Source organism: Agromyces sp. NDB4Y10 (assembly GCF_001620055.1).
Classification (GTDB): domain Bacteria; phylum Actinomycetota; class Actinomycetes; order Actinomycetales; family Microbacteriaceae; genus Agromyces; species Agromyces indicus.
The window spans coordinates 117,014-137,907 of sequence record NZ_LQGY01000040.1; the positions used below are offsets into that span (position 1 = coordinate 117,014).

At 73.1% G+C, this 20,894-nt stretch carries 17 protein-coding genes; 11 read left to right on the top strand and 6 right to left on the bottom strand.

The genetic code is table 11. The features are described from left to right. Positions 1–5: 5 nt before the first annotated feature. Positions 6–872: a xanthine dehydrogenase accessory protein XdhC gene (gene xdhC / locus AVP42_RS10960; RefSeq protein ID WP_067948937.1), complete on the top strand. Its 867-nt coding sequence runs from the start codon at positions 6–8 to the stop codon at positions 870–872. Here the strand turns inward: xdhC and AVP42_RS10965 are convergent. The 4 genes from AVP42_RS10965 to AVP42_RS10980 all read right to left on the bottom strand — a co-directional run bounded on the left by AVP42_RS10965 (position 823) and on the right by AVP42_RS10980 (position 5,041). Further along, positions 823–1,707, bottom strand: coding sequence for a phosphatase PAP2 family protein (locus AVP42_RS10965; protein ID WP_082847178.1), 885 nt, complete (start codon positions 1,705–1,707; stop codon positions 823–825). The genes xdhC and AVP42_RS10965 overlap by 50 nt on opposite strands. Before the next feature lie 102 nt (positions 1,708–1,809). Further along, positions 1,810–2,283, bottom strand: coding sequence for a GNAT family N-acetyltransferase (locus tag AVP42_RS10970; protein WP_067948939.1), 474 nt, complete (start codon positions 2,281–2,283; stop codon positions 1,810–1,812). Positions 2,284–2,329: 46 nt separating this feature from the next. Continuing rightward, positions 2,330–3,607 (bottom strand): multidrug effflux MFS transporter, encoded by a 1,278-nt coding sequence (locus AVP42_RS10975; protein WP_067948942.1) that lies wholly within the window; start codon positions 3,605–3,607, stop codon positions 2,330–2,332. Between the two features lie 228 nt (positions 3,608–3,835). Further along, on the bottom strand, positions 3,836–5,041 hold the full coding sequence (locus AVP42_RS10980; RefSeq protein WP_067948993.1) for an ROK family transcriptional regulator: 1,206 nt from the start codon (positions 5,039–5,041) through the stop codon (positions 3,836–3,838). A 144-nt stretch (positions 5,042–5,185) separates the two neighbouring features. Between AVP42_RS10980 and AVP42_RS10985 the strand changes: the two genes are divergently transcribed. From AVP42_RS10985 to AVP42_RS11015, 7 genes are all read left to right on the top strand, one after another. Next, positions 5,186–6,490: an ABC transporter substrate-binding protein gene (locus AVP42_RS10985; protein ID WP_067948995.1), complete on the top strand. Its 1,305-nt coding sequence runs from the start codon at positions 5,186–5,188 to the stop codon at positions 6,488–6,490. Between the two features lie 4 nt (positions 6,491–6,494). Then, positions 6,495–7,493, top strand: a complete 999-nt coding sequence (locus AVP42_RS10990) for a carbohydrate ABC transporter permease (protein ID WP_067948944.1) — start codon at positions 6,495–6,497, stop codon at positions 7,491–7,493. Position 7,494: 1 nt separating this feature from the next. Beyond that, on the top strand, positions 7,495–8,397 hold the full coding sequence (locus AVP42_RS10995; protein WP_067948946.1) for a carbohydrate ABC transporter permease: 903 nt from the start codon (positions 7,495–7,497) through the stop codon (positions 8,395–8,397). After that, positions 8,394–10,826 carry a beta-glucosidase gene (locus AVP42_RS11000; protein ID WP_067948948.1) on the top strand — a complete coding sequence of 811 codons (2,433 nt, stop codon included), beginning with the start codon at positions 8,394–8,396 and terminating at the stop codon, positions 10,824–10,826. The genes AVP42_RS10995 and AVP42_RS11000 overlap by 4 nt, the downstream gene beginning before the upstream one ends. Positions 10,827–10,971: 145 nt before the next feature. Beyond that, on the top strand, positions 10,972–14,382 hold the full coding sequence (locus AVP42_RS11005; protein ID WP_067948950.1) for an endo-1,4-beta-xylanase: 3,411 nt from the start codon (positions 10,972–10,974) through the stop codon (positions 14,380–14,382). A gap of 164 nt (positions 14,383–14,546) precedes the next feature. Then, positions 14,547–14,978 (top strand): RidA family protein, encoded by a 432-nt coding sequence (locus AVP42_RS11010; protein WP_067948952.1) that lies wholly within the window; start codon positions 14,547–14,549, stop codon positions 14,976–14,978. After that, complete coding sequence (locus AVP42_RS11015; protein WP_067948954.1) at positions 14,975–15,316, top strand: YciI family protein; 342 nt, start codon at positions 14,975–14,977, stop codon at positions 15,314–15,316. Before AVP42_RS11010 ends, AVP42_RS11015 begins: the two co-directional genes overlap by 4 nt. 13 nt (positions 15,317–15,329) lie before the next feature. On the opposite strand, the gene AVP42_RS11020 is transcribed toward AVP42_RS11015, so the two are convergent. Both AVP42_RS11020 and AVP42_RS11025 read right to left on the bottom strand, forming a co-directional pair. Then, positions 15,330–15,599: a hypothetical protein gene (locus AVP42_RS11020; RefSeq protein ID WP_067948956.1), complete on the bottom strand. Its 270-nt coding sequence runs from the start codon at positions 15,597–15,599 to the stop codon at positions 15,330–15,332. A 36-nt stretch (positions 15,600–15,635) separates the two neighbouring features. After that, complete coding sequence (locus AVP42_RS11025) at positions 15,636–16,670, bottom strand: LacI family DNA-binding transcriptional regulator (protein WP_067948958.1); 1,035 nt, start codon at positions 16,668–16,670, stop codon at positions 15,636–15,638. Positions 16,671–16,791: 121 nt separating this feature from the next. Between AVP42_RS11025 and xylA the strand changes: the two genes are divergently transcribed. The 3 genes from xylA to AVP42_RS11040 all read left to right on the top strand — a co-directional run bounded on the left by xylA (position 16,792) and on the right by AVP42_RS11040 (position 20,797). Continuing rightward, positions 16,792–17,985, top strand: coding sequence for a xylose isomerase (gene xylA, locus AVP42_RS11030; RefSeq protein ID WP_067948960.1), 1,194 nt, complete (start codon positions 16,792–16,794; stop codon positions 17,983–17,985). A gap of 140 nt (positions 17,986–18,125) precedes the next feature. After that, positions 18,126–19,541 (top strand): xylulokinase, encoded by a 1,416-nt coding sequence (xylB, locus tag AVP42_RS11035; protein ID WP_067948962.1) that lies wholly within the window; start codon positions 18,126–18,128, stop codon positions 19,539–19,541. Then, on the top strand, positions 19,538–20,797 hold the full coding sequence (locus tag AVP42_RS11040; protein ID WP_067948964.1) for an endo-1,4-beta-xylanase: 1,260 nt from the start codon (positions 19,538–19,540) through the stop codon (positions 20,795–20,797). Before xylB ends, AVP42_RS11040 begins: the two co-directional genes overlap by 4 nt. The last annotated feature ends 97 nt before the right edge of the window (positions 20,798–20,894 follow it).

Genomic DNA, 20,894 nt, shown 5'->3' on the forward strand with positions numbered 1-20,894 from the left:
CGACCATGGACTGGCTCGACGCACTGCAGCGGCTGCGGGAGACCCGCACGCCCGCGGTGCTCATCACGCTCGCGACCGTGCGCGGACACGCGCCCCGCAACGGCGGCGCGAAGATGGTGGTCGCCTCCAGCGACGCGTTCGGCAGCGTGGGCGGCGGCAACCTCGAGGAGACCGCCGTCCGGCGCGCCCGCGAGATGCTCGACGCCGGCGCGGTGGAGCCCGAGCTGCTGACGCTCACGCTGAGCGACCGGGCCGTCGTCGACTACGGCGTGCAGTGCTGCGGGGGCGAGGTGACCCTGCTGCTCGAACCGGTGCCGGTGGTGCCGGTCGTCGCGATCTTCGGCCTCGGCCACGTGGGGCTGGAGCTCGCGCGGGTGCTCGCGCGGCATCCGCTGCGACTCGACCTGGTCGACTCGCGCGCCGAGATGCTCTCGCCCGACCGGATCGGCGTGCCGGGTCGGACCGGACCCTTCGCCGACGCCGTCGCCGACCTGCGGCGGCACCACCTGCCGGTGCCCGAGTCGGCGCTCGCCGACCTGCCCGGCGGCGCGCACGTGCTCGTCATGACGCACGACCACGCGGAGGATCTCGCGATCTGCGACATGGCGCTGCGCACGCCCGGGCTCGGCTCGATCGGGCTCATCGGCTCGCGATCGAAGTGGGCGCGGTTCCGGACGCGACTGCGCGAGGCGGGACACGACGACGCCGCGCTCGAGCGCATCACGACGCCCATCGGCATCGACGGCATCCGCTCGAAGGAACCCGCGGCGATCGCGGTGAGCGTCGCCGCACGGGTGCTGCAGCTCGTCGAGGGGGCGGCGGTCAGGACGCGGGCGTCGACGCCGTCGCGCGAGGGCGCGCGGGCGGAGTGACGTGCGCCTCGGCGCGCAGCCGGTTGCGTTCGGCGATCCTCGCCGCCCGGTCGAGCCGTTCGCGCTCGAGGCGACGGGCGAACAGGGTCCAGACCAGCAGCGCCACGCCCGCGCCGATGAGCGCACCGCCGACCGTGTCGGTGAACCAGTGCACCCCGAGGTAGGTGCGGCTGATGGCCATGAGGATCGTGTAGAGCGCGCCGACGATCCACACCCAGAGCTTCGGCACGATGATGCCGATCGCGACGGCGATCGTCGCCGCGTTCGCCACATGCCCCGACGGGAATGAGCCGAAGTCGGATGCCACGAGCATGTCCTCCGGACGTGCCCGGCCGAAGAGGTTCTTCAGGAGCTGCACCACGCCCGCGCTCGCGACCGACGCGACGATGAAGAACAGCGCACCCCACGGCCGCCGGGCGATGAGGAGGATCACCGCCGTGACGATCGGCACGACGAACACGCCCACGATGCCGCCGCCGAGCGCATCCATGCCGAACGCGAAGATATTCGCGATCCCGCCGCGCAGGGCGAAGATGTCCTCCGCCCACTCCTCGTCGATCTCGAACAGCGAGTCGGCGCGGAGCGCGAGGATCAGGCCGAGCAGCGCCGCGATGACCACGGAGGCGATGCCGACCGCGAGCGGGGCGAAGCGGCCCACGTACTCGGTGCGCGCCTCGCGAGCGCGGGGGTTCAGTTCGTCGGCGCGCGCCGCCGCCCGCCCCTCGGTGACCGCCGCGCCCTGGGCGCGCCAGCCGGGCCGCCGGTGGGGGTTCGGGGCGTCACCCGGGTCGGGCGAATCGGTCGGGTGCTCCGCGGTGCGGTCCGGTGCGCTCATCCTCCAACGCTAGTCGGCGACCCGGGTACGACCTGAGAACGGATGCCGCGTGCCACGTCGCCGGGCCGAGGGGCCCGCGGCATCCGTCGCCGTGGCCGTCGGTCAGAGCTCGCGCACGTAGAACAGCATGCGGTAGTCGGTGCCCGGCTCGATGTTCGCGAAGCCGTGCCGCTCGTAGAACCGGCGGGTGTCGACATCGACCTCGTCGACGTTGATGTGCATCTCGATCGCGCCGCGGCCGCGCACGTCGGCGAGCGCGCGGGTGAGCAGCCGGGTGCCGATGCCGCGGTCGCGCAGCTGGGGCCGCACGTAGAGCTCCTCGAGCTGGGCGAGCGGTCCGTCGCCGTACGGCGTGGGACGCAGCGTCAGGTACGCGAACCCGACCGGCTCCGGGTCCTCGGCGAGGAGGACCATCACGTCGTCGCGCTCGAGGAGCGTCGCGAAGCGCGCCGCGAACGCCTCGGCCGACGGCGTCGGCGATTCGAACTCGGTGTTGAAGTCGAACAGCAGGCCGCCGACGACCGCCGCGTCCGCCGCCGTCGCCGCCCGGACCTCGCATCGTGCCGATGAACCCACTGCGCCGCCCCGCTCCCCTCGGCAGCGAGCGTAGCGCGCTCCCGCGTCAGTCGGACAGGGCGGGGACCGTCGACGGCCGCACGAGCAGCCACACCGACGCGACCGCGATCACCGCGGCGCCGGCCATCACGACGGCCATCGGCACGGCGGTGCCCACGCCCATCAGGCCCGCGAGCGGCGAGAGCGCGCCGGCGAGGCCGAAGTTCAGCGCACCCAGCAGCGACGCGGCCGTGCCGGCCTCGGCGCCGTGGTTGGCGAGGGCGAGCACCTGCACGGCGGGGAAGGTGAACCCGCACGCGGCGATGTAGATCCAGAGCGGGACGGCCGTGCCCCAGAAGCCCGCGCCGGAGCTGTCGAGCACGATGATCGCGGCCGCCATCGCCAGGTGGATGACCGTCGTGCCGGCGATGATGTACTGCGGCGGGATCGGCCCGCGGATGAGCCGCGACGACACCTGCACGCCGATGACGACGCCGATCGAGTTCACGGCGAAGAGGATGCCGTACTCCTGCGGTGAGAAGTCGTACACCTGCTGGAACAGGAACGACGAGGTCGAGAGGTACGCGAACAGGCCGGTGAACGTCATGCCACCGACGAGCGCCGCACCCAGGTAGACCCGGTCGCGGAACAGCGCGCGGTACCGCTCGCGCATCGACGAGTGCCCGGCGACGTGCCGACGCGACTCGGGCAGCGTCTCGACGATGAGGAACATCACGGCGAGCACGACGACGAGGCCGTAGGCGCCGAGCACCCAGAACAGGCCGCGCCAGTCCATGACCTGCATGAGCTGCGAGCCGACGACCGGTGCGACGACGGGCGCGAGGCCGACCACGAGCGCGAGCCGCGACAGCATGCGCACGAGCGGCTTGCCGCCGAAGAGGTCGCGCACCATGGCCATCGCGACCACGCCGCCCGCTGCGGCGCCGAAGCCCTGCAGCAGGCGGAACGCGGTGAGCCAGGCGATGTCCGGCGCGAGGGCGGCGGCGACGGATGCCGCGATGTGCACGATCGTCGAGAGGATGAGCGGCAGGCGGCGACCGACCTTGTCGCTCCACGGGCCGACGACGAGCTGGCCGAGGCCGAAGCCGATCATCGTGCCGGTGAGGGTCACCTGGATGGCGGCGGCGTTGACGCCGAGCTCGGCCTCGAGCGCGGGGAACGCGGGCAGGTACAGGTCGATGGTGAACGGCCCGAGCGCGGTGAGCGCGCCGAGCACGATCACGTAGACGAGCCGCTGGCGGCGGCTCAGGAGGTCGCCGGGGTGGCGGCCGGGGCTCGCGGCATGGTCGTCGGGGCGGACGATGGGGATGGAAGCGGTGGACATAGGCGGTTCCCGTGCGTGCTGGATGGCGGTCGTGCGGTGCGGTCGGGTGGGCTGCGCGGCGCGCGCCGTCGGGCGCCAGCGAACGGAAACGGCGCCCGCGGGCGCCGTTCTCGGGAATCGCGGCCGGCTCGAAGCCCGGCTCGAATCGATTCGACTCGGAACAGTCTAACCGCGCCCCCGGGGTTTCGCGCAAGCGGGAACTTTTCCGCCCGCCGCTCGTAACGGGTCCTAGTCGACCGTCGCCGGGTGGGCGGCGGCGAGCGGGTCGGCGAGGAGCGACGCGAACGCCGCCTCCGCCGCGCCGATCATGAGCCGGTCCTCGCCGAGGGCCGCGACGACGAGGTCGACGTCCTCGGCGGCGGCCGGCATCGCCTGGGCCGCGACCGCGGCACGGAGCGCCTCCGGTTCCTGGTCGGCGAGCGTTGCGAGGAACCCGCCGAGGATGACCAGCGACGGGTTCAGCACGTTGACCGCGTTCGCGAGCGCCGTGGCGAGGATGCGACGCTGCCGGTCGAGCTCGTCGGTGATGGCCGCCCCGCGCTCGCCGTCGGCCGCGAGCGCGTCGCGGATCGCCGCGGCGAGCGTCGGCTCGTCGGCACTGCGCAGCCCGACGGCTTCGAGCAGGCGCGTCCGGCTCACCTCGTCCTCGAGCACGCCGCCCTCGGCACGACGGTCGACGGATGCCGCGATGCCGGGCCGGTTCTGCCCGAACTCCCCCGCGTACCCGCTCGTGCCACCCACGGGCCGGCCGTGCACGATGAGCCCGCCGCCGATGCCGCTCGCGCCGCCGTTGAGGTACACGAGGTCGTCGACGCCGCGCCCGGCGCCGAACAGGTGCTCGGCGATCGCGCCGAGGCTCGCGTCGTTGCCGACCGCGGCCGGCAGTCCCGTGGCCTCCTCGACGAAGGCGCGCACCGGCGCGTCCCGCCATTCGAGGTGCGGCGCGAACCGGACGAGCCCGTCGGCGGCGCGCACGAGACCGGGCACGGCGAGGCCCACGCCGGCGAACCGCGCGTCGGGCAGCTCGCGGCTGCGCCATCCGTCGATCGCGTCGGCCGTGAGGCGCGCCACCTCCTCGGGCGAGACGAGCCCGTCGACGTCGATGCGGCGGCGGGCGGCGATGCGGCCGCCGAGGCCCACGGCCGCGAGCGTGACCGCGTCGACCTCGGGATTCACGGCGACGGCGACGAGCGCCGGGTGCGGGGCGACGACGGGCGACGGCCGACCCACCCGGTTCGTGGGGTCGGGTGCGCGCTCCTCGACGAGGCCGAAGTCGACGAGCTCGCCGGCGAGGGCGGCGATCGTCGACCGGTTGAGTCCGGTCAGCGCGGTGAGGCGCGCGCGGGAGAGCGGCCCCTCGAGGTGCACGAGGCCGAGCACGCGCGCGAGATTGCGGCGATGCACGCCGTCGAAACTTCCGTTCCGGTCTGACACGGCATCCACTCTAGGGACGCGACCGTCGCTGGGGCAGAGGACGCGCGATATTTGTTGCGCTTGACCCCAAATGGTCGCCAGCGTATATTCGAGACGTCCAGATCACTTTCGACGTTGTGGTCGAAACTTTCGAGAGGTTCAATGATGAACAGACGCAGCACCATGAGGCTCGTCACGCTCACCGCCGCGACGGGTCTCGCACTCGCCTCGCTCACCGCCTGCAGCAGCGGTGACGGCGGCGGCGGCGAGGGCGGCGGTGACGGCGAGGTCACCATCACCTGGTGGCACAATGGCACCACCGGCCCGCTCCCCCAGGTGTGGGAGGAGGTCGCGCAGGAGTTCGAGGCCGACCACCCGGGCGTCAACGTCGAGCAGACGGGCTACCAGAACGAGGAGCTGCAGCGCACGCTCATCCCGAACGCGCTGGCCGCCGGCGACCCGCCGGACCTCTTCCAGGTCTGGCCGGGCGGCGAGCTGCGCGACCAGGTCGAGAACGGCTACCTGATGCCGCTCGACGACGAGATCCCGGACACCATCGAGAGCGTCGGCGCCGCCGTGAACCCCTGGCAGGTCGACGGCGAGACCTACGCCATCCCGTTCACCTTCGGCATCGAGGGCTTCTGGTACAACACCGACCTGTTCGAGCAGGCGGGCATCGACGCGCCGCCGGAGACGTTCGACGAGCTCCTCGACGTCGTCGAGCAGCTGAAGGACGCCGGCATCACCCCCATCGCGGTGGGCGCCGGCGACAAGTGGCCGGCCGCGCACTGGTGGTACCAGTTCGCGCTCAAGTCCTGCTCGCCCGAGGCGCTCGAGGCCGCCGAGGCCGAGAGCGACTTCAGCGACGACTGCTGGGTCGAGGCCGGTGAGCAGCTCGAGGAGTTCCTCGCCATCGAGCCGTTCCAGGAGGGCTTCCTCGGCACCCCCGCCCAGCAGGGCGCGGGCAGCTCCGCGGGCCTCATCGCCAACGGCCAGGCCGCGATGGAGCTCATGGGCCACTGGAACGCCGGCGTCATCGGCGGCCTCACCGCCGACCAGCAGGTGCCCGAGTTCCTCGGCTGGTTCCCGTTCCCGGGCATCGAGGGCGCCGCGGGCGACCCGACCGCCGCACTCGGCGGCGGTGACGGCTACGGCTGCTCGTCGGAGGCCCCGCCGGAGTGCGCCGAGCTGCTCGAGTACATCATGAGCGAAGAGGTCCAGGCGAAGTTCGCCGCGAGCGGCTCCGGCATCCCGACCGTGCCGGCCGCGACCGAGTCGCTCGAGGACGAGAACCTCAAGGCCGTCGCCGACGGCCTCGCGGAGGCCTCCTTCGTCCAGCTCTGGTTCGACACCGCCTTCGGCACGACCGTCGGCAACGCCATGAACGAGGGCATCACGAACCTCTTCGGCGGCTCCGGCTCGCCCGAGGACATCGTGACCAAGATGCAGGACGCCGCGGCGACGCAGTAGCACCATGACCACCGTCCTGAACCCGGCCGGGCCCGCGACTTCCGCGGGCCCGGCCCCCGCCCCGGGCCGTTCGCACCGGCGCTCCGGATCCGTGCGCCAGCGCATCGAGATCGCCGTGCTGATGACCCCGGCACTCGTCCTCTTCCTCGGCTTCGTGATCCTGCCGGTCGTCCTTGCCGCGGTCTACAGCCTCTACAACCTGCCTCCGGCGTTCCGCTGGGAGCACCTGGCCGACCCCGAGCGCTTCGTCGGCCTCGCCAACTACGAGCGCGCCTTCGGCACCCCCGAGTTCGTCCGCGCCATCGGCAACAACTTCTTCATCCTGATCGCGTCGCTGCTCGTGCAGGGCCCGCTCGCGATCGGCATCGCACTGCTGCTGAACCGCCCCATGCGGGGCCGGTCGGTGCTGCGACTCCTGATCTTCGTCCCGTACGTGCTCGCCGAGGTCATCGCGGGCCTGTCGTGGAAGCTGCTGCTGCAGCCGCAGGGCGGCGTGAACGCCGCGCTCGAGGCGATCGGCCTCGGCGAGTGGCGGCAGAACTGGCTCGCCGACCCCGACATCGCGCTGTGGACGCTCTTCTTCATCCTGACCTGGAAGTACCTCGGCTTCGCGATCATCCTGATGCTCGCCGGCCTGCAGGGCGTGCCCGAGGAACTCGCCGAGGCCGCCGCGATCGACGGCGCCAGCTGGTGGCAGATCCAGCGGCACATCACCATCCCGCTGCTCGGCCCGACCATCCGCATCTGGGCGTTCCTGTCGATGATCGGCGCGCTGCAGCTATTCGACATGGTGTGGGTCACGGTCGCACCGACCGTGCGCAGCATGTCCACCGAGACCATGGCGACCTACATGGTGCAGCAGGGTCAGTTCGCCGGCCAGCCGGGCTACGGCAGCGCCATCGCCGTCATCCTCTTCTTCATCTCGCTGATCGTGGCGCTCGTGTACCAGCGCTTCGCCCTCCGCCGCGACCTCGCCGGCGCCATCACCCGAGGAGTGCGCTGACATGACCGCCACCACCGCCATCACCACGGGCCGGCCGCCCGGCGACCTGCCCGAGCGCCGCCCCGCCGGGCGACGGTTCGACCTCGGACAGCCCTTCGTCTACCTCGTCGCCCTCGTGGTGGCCGCGGTCGCGATCGGCCCCGTCGTCTACGTCTTCCTCGGCGGATTCCGCACGACCGCCGACCTGAACGCCGACCCCGCGGGCCTGCCCGACCCGTGGACCCTGCAGAACTGGGCGACCGTCCTCGGGGCGCCGCGCTTCTGGGGCAACGTGTTCGCGAGCATCGTGCTCGCCGGCGGCACGACGCTCGGCGTCGTGATCGCGGGCATCATGGCCGCGTTCGTGATCGCCCGATACGATTTCCGCGGCCGTCAGGGCCTCTACACGCTGTTCACCGCGGGGCTCATGTTCCCGCTGACCGTCGCCGCGCTGCCGCTCACGCTGCTGCTGCGGACGCTCGGCCTGCACGGCACGTACCTGGGCGTGATCATCCCGTCGATCGCCTTCGCGCTGCCGACCACGATCATCATCCTCGTGCCGTTCCTGCGGGCGATCCCCGACGAGCTCGAGGAGGCCGCGCAGATCGACGGCGCGTCGCGCCTCGGCTTCTTCTGGCGCATCCTGCTGCCGCTGTCGATGCCGGGCCTCGTGACCGTGGGCGTGCTCGCGTTCGTGGGCAGCTGGAACGGCTACCTTCTCCCGCTGCTCGTGATCAGCACCGGCACGCTGCCCCAGGACCTGTGGCCGCTGCCGCTCGGGGTGACCCAGTTCTCGACGCAGTACTCGCAGGACACGGCCGCCGTGCTCGCCTACACGTCGCTGGCCATGATCCCGGCGCTCGTGTTCTTCCTCGCCGCCGAGCGACGCATCGTCGGCGGCCTCCAGGGGGCGGTGAAGGGATGACGCAGCACGACGTGACCGCGACGACCGCGACGACGGATGCCGCGTGGCGCGACGCCGCCCGCCCGGTCGACGAGCGGGTGCAGGCCCTCATCGCCGAGATGACCCTCGACGAGAAGCTCGCCCAGCTCTACGGCGTGTGGGTGGGCGCCTCCGACGACGGCCACGCCGACGTCGCCCCGCACCAGCACGACCTGAACGACGACGTCGACCTCGACGCGCTGCTGCCGTCGGGGCTCGGCCAGATCACCCGTCCGTTCGGCACGGCCCCGGTCGACGCCGCGGTGGGCGCGCTCTCGCTCGTGCGCATGCAGGAGCGGATCGTGGCGGCCAACCGCTTCGGCATCCCTGCGATCGCGCACGACGAGTGCCTCGCCGGGTTCGCCGCGTGGGGCGCGACCGCCTACCCGGTGCCGCTGTCGTGGGGTGCGACGTTCGACCCGGCCCTCGTCGAGCGGATGGCGGGGCGCATCGGCGCCGACATGCGCTCGGTGGGCGTGCACCAGGGCCTCGCGCCCGTGCTCGACGTCGTGCGCGACGCGCGTTGGGGCCGTGTCGAGGAGACCATCGGAGAGGACCCGTACCTCGTCGCGACGGTGGGCACCGCGTACGTTCGCGGGCTCGAGTCATCCGGCATCGTGTCGACCCTCAAGCACTTCGTCGGGTACTCGGCGTCGAAGGCCGGACGCAACCTCGCACCCGTGTCGGTCGGCGCGCGCGAGCTCGCCGACGTGCTGCTGCCGCCGTTCGAGATGGCCGTGCGCGAGGGCGGCGCCCGCAGCGTCATGAACTCGTACTCCGACCTCGACGGCGTGCCGTCCGCCGGCGACCGCTGGCTGCTCACCGAGTTGCTGCGCGAGACGTGGGGCTTCGACGGCACCGTCGTCGCGGACTACTTCGCGGTCGCGTTCCTGAAGCTCCTGCACGGCGTGGCCGACACGTGGGCGGATGCCGCGGCCGGCGCGCTCGAGGCCGGCATCGACGTCGAGCTGCCCACCGTCAAGGCCTTCGGCGAACCGCTGCGGGCCGCGGTCTCAGCTGGCGCGGTGCCGATGTCGCTCGTCGACACGGCGCTCGAGCGCGTGCTGCGGCAGAAGGTCGAGCTCGGCCTGCTCGACGCGGACTGGTCGCCGGTCCCCTCCGCGCTCCAGGGCGTGGGGGCGACGGATGCCGCGGCGGTCCGCGGCACGATCGACCTCGACCCGCCCGGCAACCGCGAGGTCGCGCGCGAGCTCGCCGAGCGCGCGGTGGTGCTCGTGCGCAACGACGGCACGCTGCCGCTCGGCGGCGGCGGCGACGACGCGGGCGGTCCGGCCGCGCCATCCGTCATCGCCGTGATCGGCCCCAACGCCGACGACCCGTACGCCATGCTCGGCTGCTACTCGTTCCCCACCCACGTGGTCACGCAGCACCCGGGCGTGGAGATGGGCATCCGCATCCCGACGCTGCTCGACGCGATCCGCGCCGAGTTCCCGGGCAGCGACATCCGTCACGCCCTCGGCACGACCGTCGACGGTGGCGAGACCGACGGCCTCGCGGATGCCGCGGCGCTGGCCGCCTCGGCCGACGTCGTCGTGCTCGCGCTCGGCGACCGGGCCGGCCTCTTCGGCCGCGGCACGAGCGGCGAGGGCTGCGACGCCGAGTCGCTCGCCCTGCCGGGTGCGCAGCAACAGCTCGTCGACGCCGTGCTCGACACGGGCACGCCCACGGTGCTCGCGCTGCTCGCCGGACGGCCCTACGCCCTCGGGCGCGCGGTCGCGGAGTCGGCCGGGATCGTCCAGGCGTTCTTCACCGGCGAGGAGGGCGCGGGCGCGATCGCGGGCGTGCTGAGCGGCCGGGTCAACCCGTCGGGCCGGCTGCCGGTGTCGATCCCCTCGTCGCCGGGCTCCCAGCCCACGACCTACCTGGCGCCGCCGCTCGCACGCGCGAGCGACGTGTCGAACCTCGACCCGACTCCGGCGTACCCGTTCGGTCACGGGCTCGGCTACGCGAGCTTCGACTGGCCGGCGTTCGAGGCCGAGGAGGACGCGATCGCGACCGACGGCGCCGCGAGCGTGCGCGTGCGCGTGCGCAACACGGGCACGCGGTCCGGGACGGAGGTCGTGCAGCTGTACCTGCACGACCCGGTCGCCTCGGTCGTGCGGCCCGTGCAGCGGCTGATCGGCTTCGCGCGCGTCGACCTCGACCCCGGTGCGGCCGCCGACGTGTGGTTCACCGTGCCCGCCGACCTCGCGTCGTTCACGTCGCGCACAGGCGAGCGCATCGTCGAGCCCGGCGAGCTCGTCCTGGGCGTGGGACGCTCGAGCGGCGACCTCGTGCACGCGCACACCGTGCGGCTCGAGGGTCCGGTCCGCGTCGTCGACCACACCCGGCACCTGCACCCGCTCGTCGACGTCGACCTCTCGCCCGCCGAGGAGGCCACCACCGCGTGACCGCCGCGTCCGGCTGAGCGGCCCCGACGGCCGACGGATGGCGCCGCCCGCGTCATCCGTCGGCCGGCCGTGCCCGCGCGCCCCCGAACCCCGCACCCCCCGCACCACGTCACCGCACCACCGACCGCGCAAAGGAGCGCAGCACATGCACCGACGAAGGACACTGGGAACCCTCGCACTCGCCACGGCCACCGCCGTGCTGGCGACGCTCGGCCTCGCCACCTCGGCGAGCGCCGAACCCGTCACCGTGAGCGCCGCCGACTTCGAGGACGGCACCGCCGGCCCGTGGGGTCCGCGCGGCGGCGTGACGCTCGCCGTCACCGACGCAGAGGCGCACGGCGGCACGAAGAGCCTCGCCGTCACCGGGCGCACGGCCGACTGGCAGGGCGTGTCGGCGACCGCCGCCGCCGTGGGCCTGCAGGCCGGCGCGACGTACGAGTTCTCGGCGTGGGTCAAGCTGCCCGCGGGCGGGACCGGCGCGAGCGGCATCCACTTCACCGCCGAGCAGACACCCGCGGGCGGCGGCTCGAACACGTACACCTGGATCGGCGGGGCCGTCGAGGCGACCGCCGACGGCTGGGTCGAGATCGGCGGCAGCTACGCCTTCCCCGCCGGGCTCGCGAGCGCGAACCTCTACATCGAGGCGGCGCCGATCGGCGACCGGCATCCGTCGTTCCTCGTCGACGACCTCCGGATCACCACCGAGGACGGCGGCACGGTGCCGCCGTCGGTCGGCGAGATGGTGATCGACAGCGACTTCGAGGACGGCCTGGACGGGTGGACGCTGCGCGGCGGCAGCGGGACGACCACGGCGACGGTCGAGCTGTCGACCGCGCACGCGCACGGCGGCGCGCAGTCCGCGGTCGTGACCGGGCGGCAGACGCAGGGCGACGGCATCGGCCACGACGTGACCGGGCTGCTCGACCCCGCGGTGACCTACGAGCTGACCGCGTGGGTGCGGTTCGGCGAGGGTCAGCCCGTCGACGACGTGTGGCTGAGCCGCGCGAACACGACCGGCGGCACGACGGCCTTCGCGACGCTCGCGCAGTTCGACGGCGTCACGAACAGCGGCTGGACCGAGGTGACCGCGACCTTCCAGGGGTCGGCGGCCGACGCGTCGCTGCTCTACTTCGAGACGCGCTGGGACAACGGCGCGACGGGCAACGTCAGCGACCTCCACGTCGACGACGTCGTGCTCCGCGTGCCCGAGCCGCCCGTCATCGAGGACCTCACGGGCATCGGCGAGACCGTCGACTTCCCGGTGGGCGTCGCGATCGACAGCCGGGAGACGTCGGGGGCGGCATCCGAGCTGCTGCTGCGGCACTTCGACCAGGTCACGGCCGAGAACTTCATGAAGCCCGAGGCCTGGTACGACGCGAACGGCGACTTCGTCACCGCGAACGCCGAGGCCGACGCGCTCATGGACTTCGCGCAGGAGCACGACCTCGGCGTGTACGGCCACGTGCTCGTGTGGCACGGCCAGACGCCGGCGCGGTTCTTCCAGGATGACGCGGGCGCACCGCTCGCGGCCGACGAGGCCGGCAGGGCGGTGCTGCGCGACCGGCTTCGGACGCACATCTTCGATGTCGCCGAGTATCTCGCCGGGAAGTACGGGCCGTTCGGTTCGGAGACCAATCCGCTGCGGGCGTTCGACGTCGTGAACGAGGTCGTCTCCGACGGCAGCGAGTTCGCCGACGGCCTGCGCCGCAGCGAGTGGTACCGCATCCTCGGCGAGGAGTTCATCGACCTCTCGTTCGCCTACGCCGACGAGGCCTTCAACGAGGTGCACGCGGCGGACGGCGCCGACCGGCCGATCGCCCTGTTCATCAACGACTACAACACCGAGCAGGGCGGCAAGCAGGAGCGCTACCGCGCACTCGTCGAGCGGCTGCTCGAGCGCGGTGCGCCGGTCGACGGCGTCGGGCACCAGTTCCACGTGAGCCTCGCGATGCCGGTCTCGGCACTCGAGCAGGCCATCGTCGCCTTCGAGGACCTGCCCGTCACGCAGGCGGTCACCGAGCTCGACGTCACCACCGGCACGCCGGTCACGCAGGCGAAGCTCGTCGACCAGGGCTACTACTACCGCGACGCGTTCCGGGTGTTCCGGGAGCACGCCGACTCGCTGTACTCGGTCACGGTGTGGGGCCTCACCGACGGACGCAGTTGGCGCGCCGGCTCCGGGGCTCCGCTGCTGTTCGACGACCAGTACCGGGCGAAGCCGGCGTACTTCGGCGCGGTCGACGGCGAACTGCCGGCACGCCAGCGCACGGCGAACGTGTTCGCCGGCGACGTCGCGCTCGACGACGCGGCCACCGCCTCCCCCGAGTGGGAGCGCCTGCCGCTGCACGCCGTGGAGGACGTCGCGTCGTTCCAGCTCCGCTGGGCAGCCGACCACCTGACCGTCTTCGCGAGCGTCGACGACGCCACGGCGGACGCCGGCGACGGCGTCGAGCTCCAGGTGGGCGACACCGTGTCGACCGTGGGCCGCGACGGGTCGGGCGACGTCGAGGCGGTCGTCGAGGAGCGCGACGGCGGGTACGACCTCGTCGCGCACCTGCCCCTGTCGGGCGCCGGCGAGGGCGACTCGATCGCCTTCGACCTCAGGGTCGCGGGCGCCTCGGGCGAGACGACCGGATGGAACACGCCGGGCGTGCTCGGCACGCTGACCCTCGTCGAGCCGCTCTCGTACGTCGAGGTCGGCGAGGCCGGCGAGGCGCCCGCGGTGGACGGCGTGGTCGACGCGGCATGGGCCGACGCGACCACCGTCCGCACCGAGAAGGCGGTCGTCGGCGAGACGGGTGCCACGGCCGACGTGCGCACCCTGTGGTCGGGCGACACGCTCTACGTGCTCGCCGAGGTCGCCGACCCGGTCGTCGACGTGAGCGGCTCCGACCCCTGGATCCAGGACTCGGTCGAGGTCTACGTCGACCCGGGCAACGCGAAGAACGGCTCGTACCGCTACGACGACACGCAGATCCGCGTGAGCGCGGCGAACGCGGTGTCGTTCGGCACGGGCGACGAGGCCTTCCAGCGGGCGCGCGTGGAGAGCGCGACGGCGCTCGTCGACGGCGGCTACGTCGTCGAGCTGTCCGTCGACCTCGGCGACGCCGCGGGCGAGGGCACGTTCCACGGCCTGGACTTCCAGGTCAACGACGCGGCCGCCGGCCAGCGCACGTCGATCCGCAACTGGGCGGACCCGACGGGCGCCGGCTACCAGTCCACCGCCCGCTGGGGCGTCGGAGGCTTCACGGGACCGGCTGCGCCGACGACCGTGGAGAACGTGGTGGCGCCGTCGGTCGAGGGTCCCGCCCTCGCCGGTCGGGTCGTCGTCGCGAACCCCGGGGAGTGGAGCCCCGGGGACGTCGCGCTCGCCTACCGCTGGCAGCGCGACGGCGTCGACATCCCGGGCGCGACGAGCGCGTCGTACCGGGTGACCGGACGCGACCGGGGTTCCGAGCTGACGGTGGTCGTCACGGCGACGTCCGGTGGGCTCGAGCCCGGCGTCGCCTCGGCGACGGTCGCCGTCCCGGCGGCCGCGGGGCGTCCCACGCCCTGACGCCGAGCACACGAACCGCGAGGCGGTCGACCGGGTGGAGCGGTCGACCGCCTCGTCGGGCGCGACCGCCACCGAGCGGTGCGCCGGCGACGGAACGGGTGGCGGACCGGTGGCGGATGTCGGTGCGGGAGTGCAGACTCGCGGGTGAGCCGAGAGGATGCCTCATGCCCGACGTGATCCCGGTCGACCCGAGTCCGCTGCCCCGCAGTCCCGCCTTCGCGCAGGGCATGATCGCGCCGGCGGGCCCGCTGCTCTTCGTCGGCGGCCAGAACGGCACGGATGCCACGGGCGCGCTGCTCCGCGGGCTCCGCGCGCAGACGGAGCAGGCGCTCCGCAACGTGCTCGCGGTCCTGGCCGAGGCCGGCAGCGGCCCCGAGCACGTGGTGAAGCTGAACATCCACCTCGCGCCCGGCATCGACCCGTCCGACGCGTTCGCGGCGAGCGCCGCCGTGTGGGGATCCCACCGCACGGCCGTGACGGTGCTCGTCGTCGCCCCCGCGAAGTCCGGCGCCCTCGTCGAGATCGATGCGGTCGCGGCGGTCCCGGGAACAGGGGGCGCGCCCGACCGACCCGAGGGAGAGGAGCAGTCACGATGACGAAGTACCTGATCTCGTTCCCGAGTTCGGCCATGGAGGTCTCGCCGGACGAGCTGCCCGCCGTCTCCGACGCCTCGCACGCCGTCGTGCAGGAGGCCAAGGACGCCGGCGTGTGGGTGTTCGGGGGCGGCATCGACGAGCGCGTGCCGCCGGTCATGGTCGCCGCCGACGGCACCGTCACCCCGGGCACGTACCCGCAGACGTCGCGCCTCGACGGCGGCTACGCCGTGCTCGACCTGCCCTCGGCGGAAGCCGCTCACGCGTGGGCGGCGAAGCTCGCCGCCGCGTGCCGATGCGCGCAGGAGGTCCGCGCGTTCGGGTACGACCCCGACAGCTGACCTCCGGGGCGACCTACCAGATGGTGCCGCCGCCGACCGAGATGCCGCCCCAGGTCAACGCGATGAAGATCGCGGCGAAGACGACGGGGGCGATGCCCTTGCCGTCGCGCGCGAGCCCCTTGAGCAGGGCGATCACGGCGAGGATCGCGGCGACGATCGAGAGGCCGCCGCCGAGGATCAGCCCGATGAACAGCGGGATGGGCATGAGCACGAGGCCGGCGAGCGCGACCCAGAACGCGGCCCAGGCAGTCGGATTGGAGCGGCGTTCGACGGAGGAGGTCATGCCTCATTATCCCGTGTCCGCCGCGCGGCGCAGCGCTCAGCCGGCCGGTGGGGCCGTGCTCTCGCGCACCACGAGGCTCGTGGCGAGGTCCATGCGCGGGGTCGGCGCACCGGCGTCGAGCGGCGACTCCGCCAGGCGGATGGCGAGGCGTGCCGCCTCCTCCCCCATGCGGCGCAGGGGCTGGTGCACGGTCGTGAGCTTGGGCGTGAGCCACGCCGCGATCGGGATGTCGTCGTAGCCGACCACGGACAGGTCCTCGGGCACGCGGATGCCGCGCTCACGCGCCGCCTCGAGCACGCCGAGCGCCTGCATGTCGCTGCCGGCGAAGATCGCCGTGGGCCGCTCGGGCGCGTCGAGCAGGGCGCGAGCGCGGTCGCGTCCGCCGGAGACGTGGAAGTCGCCGAACCGGATCCACGACTCGTCGATCGGCAGGCCGGCCGAGTTCATCGCGGAACGGTATCCGTCGATGCGCGCGAGCGAGCACATCATGTCCTCGGGGCCGGTGATCGCGGCGATGCGGCGGTGGCCGAGCTCGATGAGGTGCCGGGTCGCGGCGAGGCCGCCCGACCAGTTCGCCGAGCCCACCGACGGGGCGTCGGCGGACGGGTCGCCCGCCGGGTCGACGATCACGAACGGGATGGCCCGCGCGTGGAGCTGCTCGCGGTGCTCCGGCGCGAGGTCGCTGAACACGAGCACCACGCCGACGGGCCGGCGGCGCATGACGCCCTCGACCCAGTCGGGGTCGGGCGAGTGGCGGCTGCCGCTCACGGTGAGCACGACCGACAGTCCGTGCTCCTTGGCGACCGACTCGACGCCGTCGATGAGCTCCATCGACCAGATGCGGTCGAGCTCGTGGAAGACCAGCTCGATGAGCTCCGCGCGCGCCTCGGACCGCGCGGCCCCGCGACGGCGGTACCCCCGCTCGGCCATGACCTGCTCGACGCGGGCGCGGGTGGCGGCGGCGACATCCGCTCGCCCGTTCAGGACCTTCGAGATCGTGGAGAGGGAGACTCCGGCCTCGTCGGCGATCTCGGCGAGCGTGACGCGCTCCGTCGCGGCATCCGTTGACATGTTTCGAAGTCTAGCCACGAAAATTGCGAACGGATGTCCCGCCGCGCCTTGCACCGCGACCGGAGCATCAGTTATGTTGGGCGTGCCAACAAATCGACGACGATGCCCGAAAGGCCCGCACATGGCAGTGACGCCCACCCGCGACGACCAGTTCTCCTTCGGCCTGTGGACCGTGGGCTACAACGGCACCGACCCCTTCGGCGGTCCGACCCGCAACGCGCTCGACGTGGTGCACGTGGTCGAGAAGCTCTCCGAGCTCGGCGCCTACGGACTGACGTTCCACGACGACGACCTGTTCGCCTTCGGCTCCTCGGACGCCGAGCGCCAGACGCAGATCGACCGTCTCAAGCAGGTGCTCGCCGACACGGGCGTCATCGTCCCCATGGTGACCACGAACCTCTTCTCGGCGCCCGTCTTCAAGGACGGCGGCTTCACCTCCAACGACCGCCAGGTCCGCCGCTTCGCGCTCCGCAAGGTGCTGCGCAACATCGACCTCGCCGCCGAGCTCGGCGCGAAGACCTTCGTCATGTGGGGCGGCCGCGAGGGCGCCGAGTACGACGCCGCCAAGGACATCCGCTCGGCGCTCGAGCGCTACCGCGAGGCCGTCAACCTGCTCGGCGACTACGTCACCGACAAGGGCTACGACCTGCGCTTCGCGATCGAGCCGAAGCCGAACGAGCCCCGCGGCGACATCCTGCTGCCGACCGTCGGGCACGCGCTCGCGTTCATCGACTCGCTCGAGCGCCCCGAGCTCGTCGGCCTCAACCCCGAGGTCGGCCACGAGCAGATGGCGGGCCTCAACTTCGCCGCCGGCATCGCCCAGGCGCTGTACCACGGCAAGCTCTTCCACATCGACCTCAACGGCCAGCGCGGCATCAAGTACGACCAGGACCTCGTGTTCGGCCACGGCGACCTGCACAACGCGTTCGCGCTCGTCGACCTGCTCGAGTTCGGCGGGCCCAACGGCGGCCCGGCCTACGAGGGCCCGCGCCACTTCGACTACAAGCCGAGCCGCACCGAGGACGAGAACGGCGTCTGGGAGTCGGCCGCCGCGAACATGCGCACCTATCTGCTGCTCAAGGAGCGGGCCGCGGCGTTCCGCGCCGACCCCGAGGTCCAGGAGGCGCTCGAGGCCGCGAAGGTGCTCGAGCTCGCGCAGCCCACCCTCGGCGACGGCGAGTCGTACGACGACCTGCTCGCCGACCGCTCGGCGTTCGAGGACTTCGACGCGTCGGCGTACCTCGGCGGCAAGGGCTTCAACTTCGTGCGCCTGCAGCAGCTCGCGACCGAGCACCTGCTCGGCGCGCGCGGCTGACGCGTCGCGCTCGCCGCTCGATCGCTCACCCCACCCATCCGGTGGTCGAGTAGCGACGACGGAGCGTACCGAGACCTCTCACCCGGTCTCGATACGCGCTTCGCGCTACTCGACCGCGGAAACGTCCGAAGGAGGACACCGTGGCCCTCGTCGCCGGCGTCGACTCGTCGACGCAGTCGTGCAAGGTCGTGATCCGTGATGCCGCGACCGGGGCGCTCGTGCGCTCCGGCCGGGCACCGCATCCGGACGGCACCGAGGTCGACCCCGCCGCGTGGTGGGGCGCGCTGCTCAGCGCGTTCGCCGACGCCGGCGGGTTCGACGGCGTCGAGGCCGTCTCGATCGGCGGACAGCAGCACGGCATGGTCGCGCTCGACGCCGAGGGACGCGTCATCCGCGACGCCCTGCTCTGGAACGACACCCGCTCGGCGCAGGCCGCGCGCGACCTGATCGACGAGGTCGGCGCCGACGAGTACGCGCGCCGCACCGGCGTCGTGCCGGTCGCGTCGTTCACCGCGACGAAGCTGCGGTGGCTCCGCGACGCCGAACCCGAGAACGCGGCCCGCGTCGCCGCGGTCGCACTCCCCCACGACTGGCTGACCTGGCGCCTACGCGGCTACGGTCCGGAGGGCGAGTCGCCGCTCGGTCCCGTGCTCGAGGAGCTCACGACCGACCGGTCCGACGCGAGCGGCACCGCCTACTGGGGCGCCGACGGATACGACCGCGAGCTGTTCGTCCGGGCGCTCGGCCACGACGCGGTCCTCCCGCGCGTGCTCGGCCCCGGCGAGGCCGCCGGTCGGTCGCCCGACGGCATCCTCGTCGGGCCCGGCGCGGGCGACAACGCGGCGGCCGCACTCGGGCTCGACGCGGCATCCGGCGACGTGGTCGTCTCGATCGGCACGAGCGGCACGGTCTTCGCCGTGACGGATGCCGCCGTCGCCGACGTCTCGGGAACGGTCGCCGGGTTCGCGGATGCCACTGGGCGGTTCCTGCCGCTCATCGCCACGCTCAACGCCGCCCGCGTGCTCGACGCCACCGCGACGCTGCTCGGCGTCGACCACGCGGAACTCGGTCGCCTCGCGCTCGAGGCCGAGCCCGGGGCATCCGGTGCCGTGCTCGTGCCGTACTTCGAGGGCGAGCGCACGCCGAACCTGCCCCACGCCACCGCATCGTTCACCGGACTCACGCTCGCGAACACGACGCGCCCGTCGATCGCGCGCGCCGCCGTCGAGGGGCTCCTCTGCGGGCTCGCCGACGGGCTCGACGCCGTGCGCTCGCAGGGCGTCGAGGCGCGACGGGTGCTGCTCATCGGCGGCGCCGCGCAGAACCCGGCGGTGCGGCGCATCGCCGCGCAGGTGTTCGACGCGCCCGTCGTCGTCCCCGCGCCGGGCGAGTACGTCGCCGACGGCGCCGCCCGACAGGCCGCGTGGGTGCTCCGCGGCGAGCGGCCCGCGTGGCCCGTCGAGATCGCGGACGAACTCGCACCCGACACCCGGCCGACGATCCGATCGCAGTACGCGGTCGCCGCCGCGCGCGCCGCCGAGGAGGCCGCCGCATGACCACCACCGCCCGAGTCGCCGCTGCCGGCGCCGGCTCCGAGCATCGCCTCGGCACGACGACGCTCCAGGTGACGGATGCCGGGGGCGCCCCGCTCGCCGACACCGAGGTCGTCGTCGAGCAGACCCGCCACGCGTTCACGTTCGGCAACATCGGCTTCGACCTGGTCGGCCTCGCGAACGGCCGCGGCGAGGCCGGCGACGAGGAGCTCGGCGAGCGCTACGTCGAGGTGTTCAACGCGGCGACGCTGCCCTTCTACTGGCGCGACTTCGAGCCCGAGCCCGGCCGGCCGCGCACCGACGAACTGCGTCGAGCCGCCGAGTGGTTTCGCGACCGCGGCGTCGCGGTGAAGGGGCATCCGCTCGCCTGGCACACGCTCGCGCCGCAGTGGCTCCTCGACCGACCGCTCGACGAGGTCGAGGACACGCTCCGCGAACGCATCCGCCGCGACGCCGGCGGGTTCGCAGACCTCATCGACACGTGGGACGCGATCAACGAGGTCGTGATCATGCCCGTGTTCGAGGCCGAGGAGAACGCGATCACGCCCCTCGCGCGCGAGCGCGGACGCATCCACATGATCCGCCTCGCGTTCGAGGAGGCCCGCGCCGCGAACCCGAAGGCGACCCTGCTGCTCAACGACTTCGACCTGTCGAGCGCGTACGAGTGCCTCATCGAGGGCGTGCTCGAGGCCGGCATCCGCCTCGACGCGATCGGCCTGCAGACGCACATGCACCAGGGCTTCCGCGGCGAGGAGGCGCTCGTGAAGATCGCCGACCGCTTCGCCCGGTACGGCCTGCCGCTGCACTTCACCGAGACCTCGCTCGTCTCGGGCGACCTCATGCCCCGGCACATCGTCGACCTCAACGACTGGCAGGTCGACGAGTGGCCGTCGACGCCCGAGGGCGAGGCCCGCCAGGCCGACGAGCTCGAACGCCACTACCGTGCCCTCGTCGGCCACCCGGCCGTCGAGTCGATCACCTACTGGGGCATCACCGACCGGGGTGCGTGGCTCAACGCCCCCATCGGGCTGCTGCGGGCCGACGGCACGCCCAAGCCCTCGTTCGACGCGCTCCGCGACCTCGTGAAGGGCGAGTGGTGGATGCCGCCGACGACGACGCGAACGGATGCCGCGGGGCGGGTCGCCGTCCGCGGCTTCGCCGGCGACTACGCGGTGCGCCCGGCCCGGGCGACGGATGCCGCGGCCGCGACGTTCACGGTCGCGCGCGGCGCCGACGCCGAGGCATCCGTCTCGCTCTGACCGCGGACGCGAGCGCGCGTTCGCGCGACCAGTGCGCGGCCGTTGGGGCGCGCGCTCGTCGCGCCTCCGCGCACTCGCGGCGCTCCGCTCAGGTGAG

What these genes read in the sequence shown, in the direction of transcription:
- xdhC (WP_067948937.1), top strand. Translation starts at nt 6, where the DNA reads ATGGACTGGCTCGACGCACTGCAGCGGCTGCGGGAGACCCGCACGCCC.
- AVP42_RS10965 (WP_082847178.1), bottom strand. Translation starts at nt 1,707, where the DNA reads ATGAGCGCACCGGACCGCACCGCGGAGCACCCGACCGATTCGCCCGAC.
- AVP42_RS10975 (WP_067948942.1), bottom strand. Translation starts at nt 3,607, where the DNA reads ATGTCCACCGCTTCCATCCCCATCGTCCGCCCCGACGACCATGCCGCG.
- AVP42_RS10985 (WP_067948995.1), top strand. Translation starts at nt 5,186, where the DNA reads ATGAACAGACGCAGCACCATGAGGCTCGTCACGCTCACCGCCGCGACG.
- AVP42_RS10990 (WP_067948944.1), top strand. Translation starts at nt 6,495, where the DNA reads ATGACCACCGTCCTGAACCCGGCCGGGCCCGCGACTTCCGCGGGCCCG.
- AVP42_RS10995 (WP_067948946.1), top strand. Translation starts at nt 7,495, where the DNA reads ATGACCGCCACCACCGCCATCACCACGGGCCGGCCGCCCGGCGACCTG.
- AVP42_RS11000 (WP_067948948.1), top strand. Translation starts at nt 8,394, where the DNA reads ATGACGCAGCACGACGTGACCGCGACGACCGCGACGACGGATGCCGCG.
- AVP42_RS11005 (WP_067948950.1), top strand. Translation starts at nt 10,972, where the DNA reads ATGCACCGACGAAGGACACTGGGAACCCTCGCACTCGCCACGGCCACC.
- AVP42_RS11010 (WP_067948952.1), top strand. Translation starts at nt 14,547, where the DNA reads ATGCCCGACGTGATCCCGGTCGACCCGAGTCCGCTGCCCCGCAGTCCC.
- AVP42_RS11015 (WP_067948954.1), top strand. Translation starts at nt 14,975, where the DNA reads ATGACGAAGTACCTGATCTCGTTCCCGAGTTCGGCCATGGAGGTCTCG.
- AVP42_RS11020 (WP_067948956.1), bottom strand. Translation starts at nt 15,599, where the DNA reads ATGACCTCCTCCGTCGAACGCCGCTCCAATCCGACTGCCTGGGCCGCG.
- AVP42_RS11025 (WP_067948958.1), bottom strand. Translation starts at nt 16,670, where the DNA reads ATGTCAACGGATGCCGCGACGGAGCGCGTCACGCTCGCCGAGATCGCC.
- xylA (WP_067948960.1), top strand. Translation starts at nt 16,792, where the DNA reads ATGGCAGTGACGCCCACCCGCGACGACCAGTTCTCCTTCGGCCTGTGG.
- AVP42_RS11040 (WP_067948964.1), top strand. Translation starts at nt 19,538, where the DNA reads ATGACCACCACCGCCCGAGTCGCCGCTGCCGGCGCCGGCTCCGAGCAT.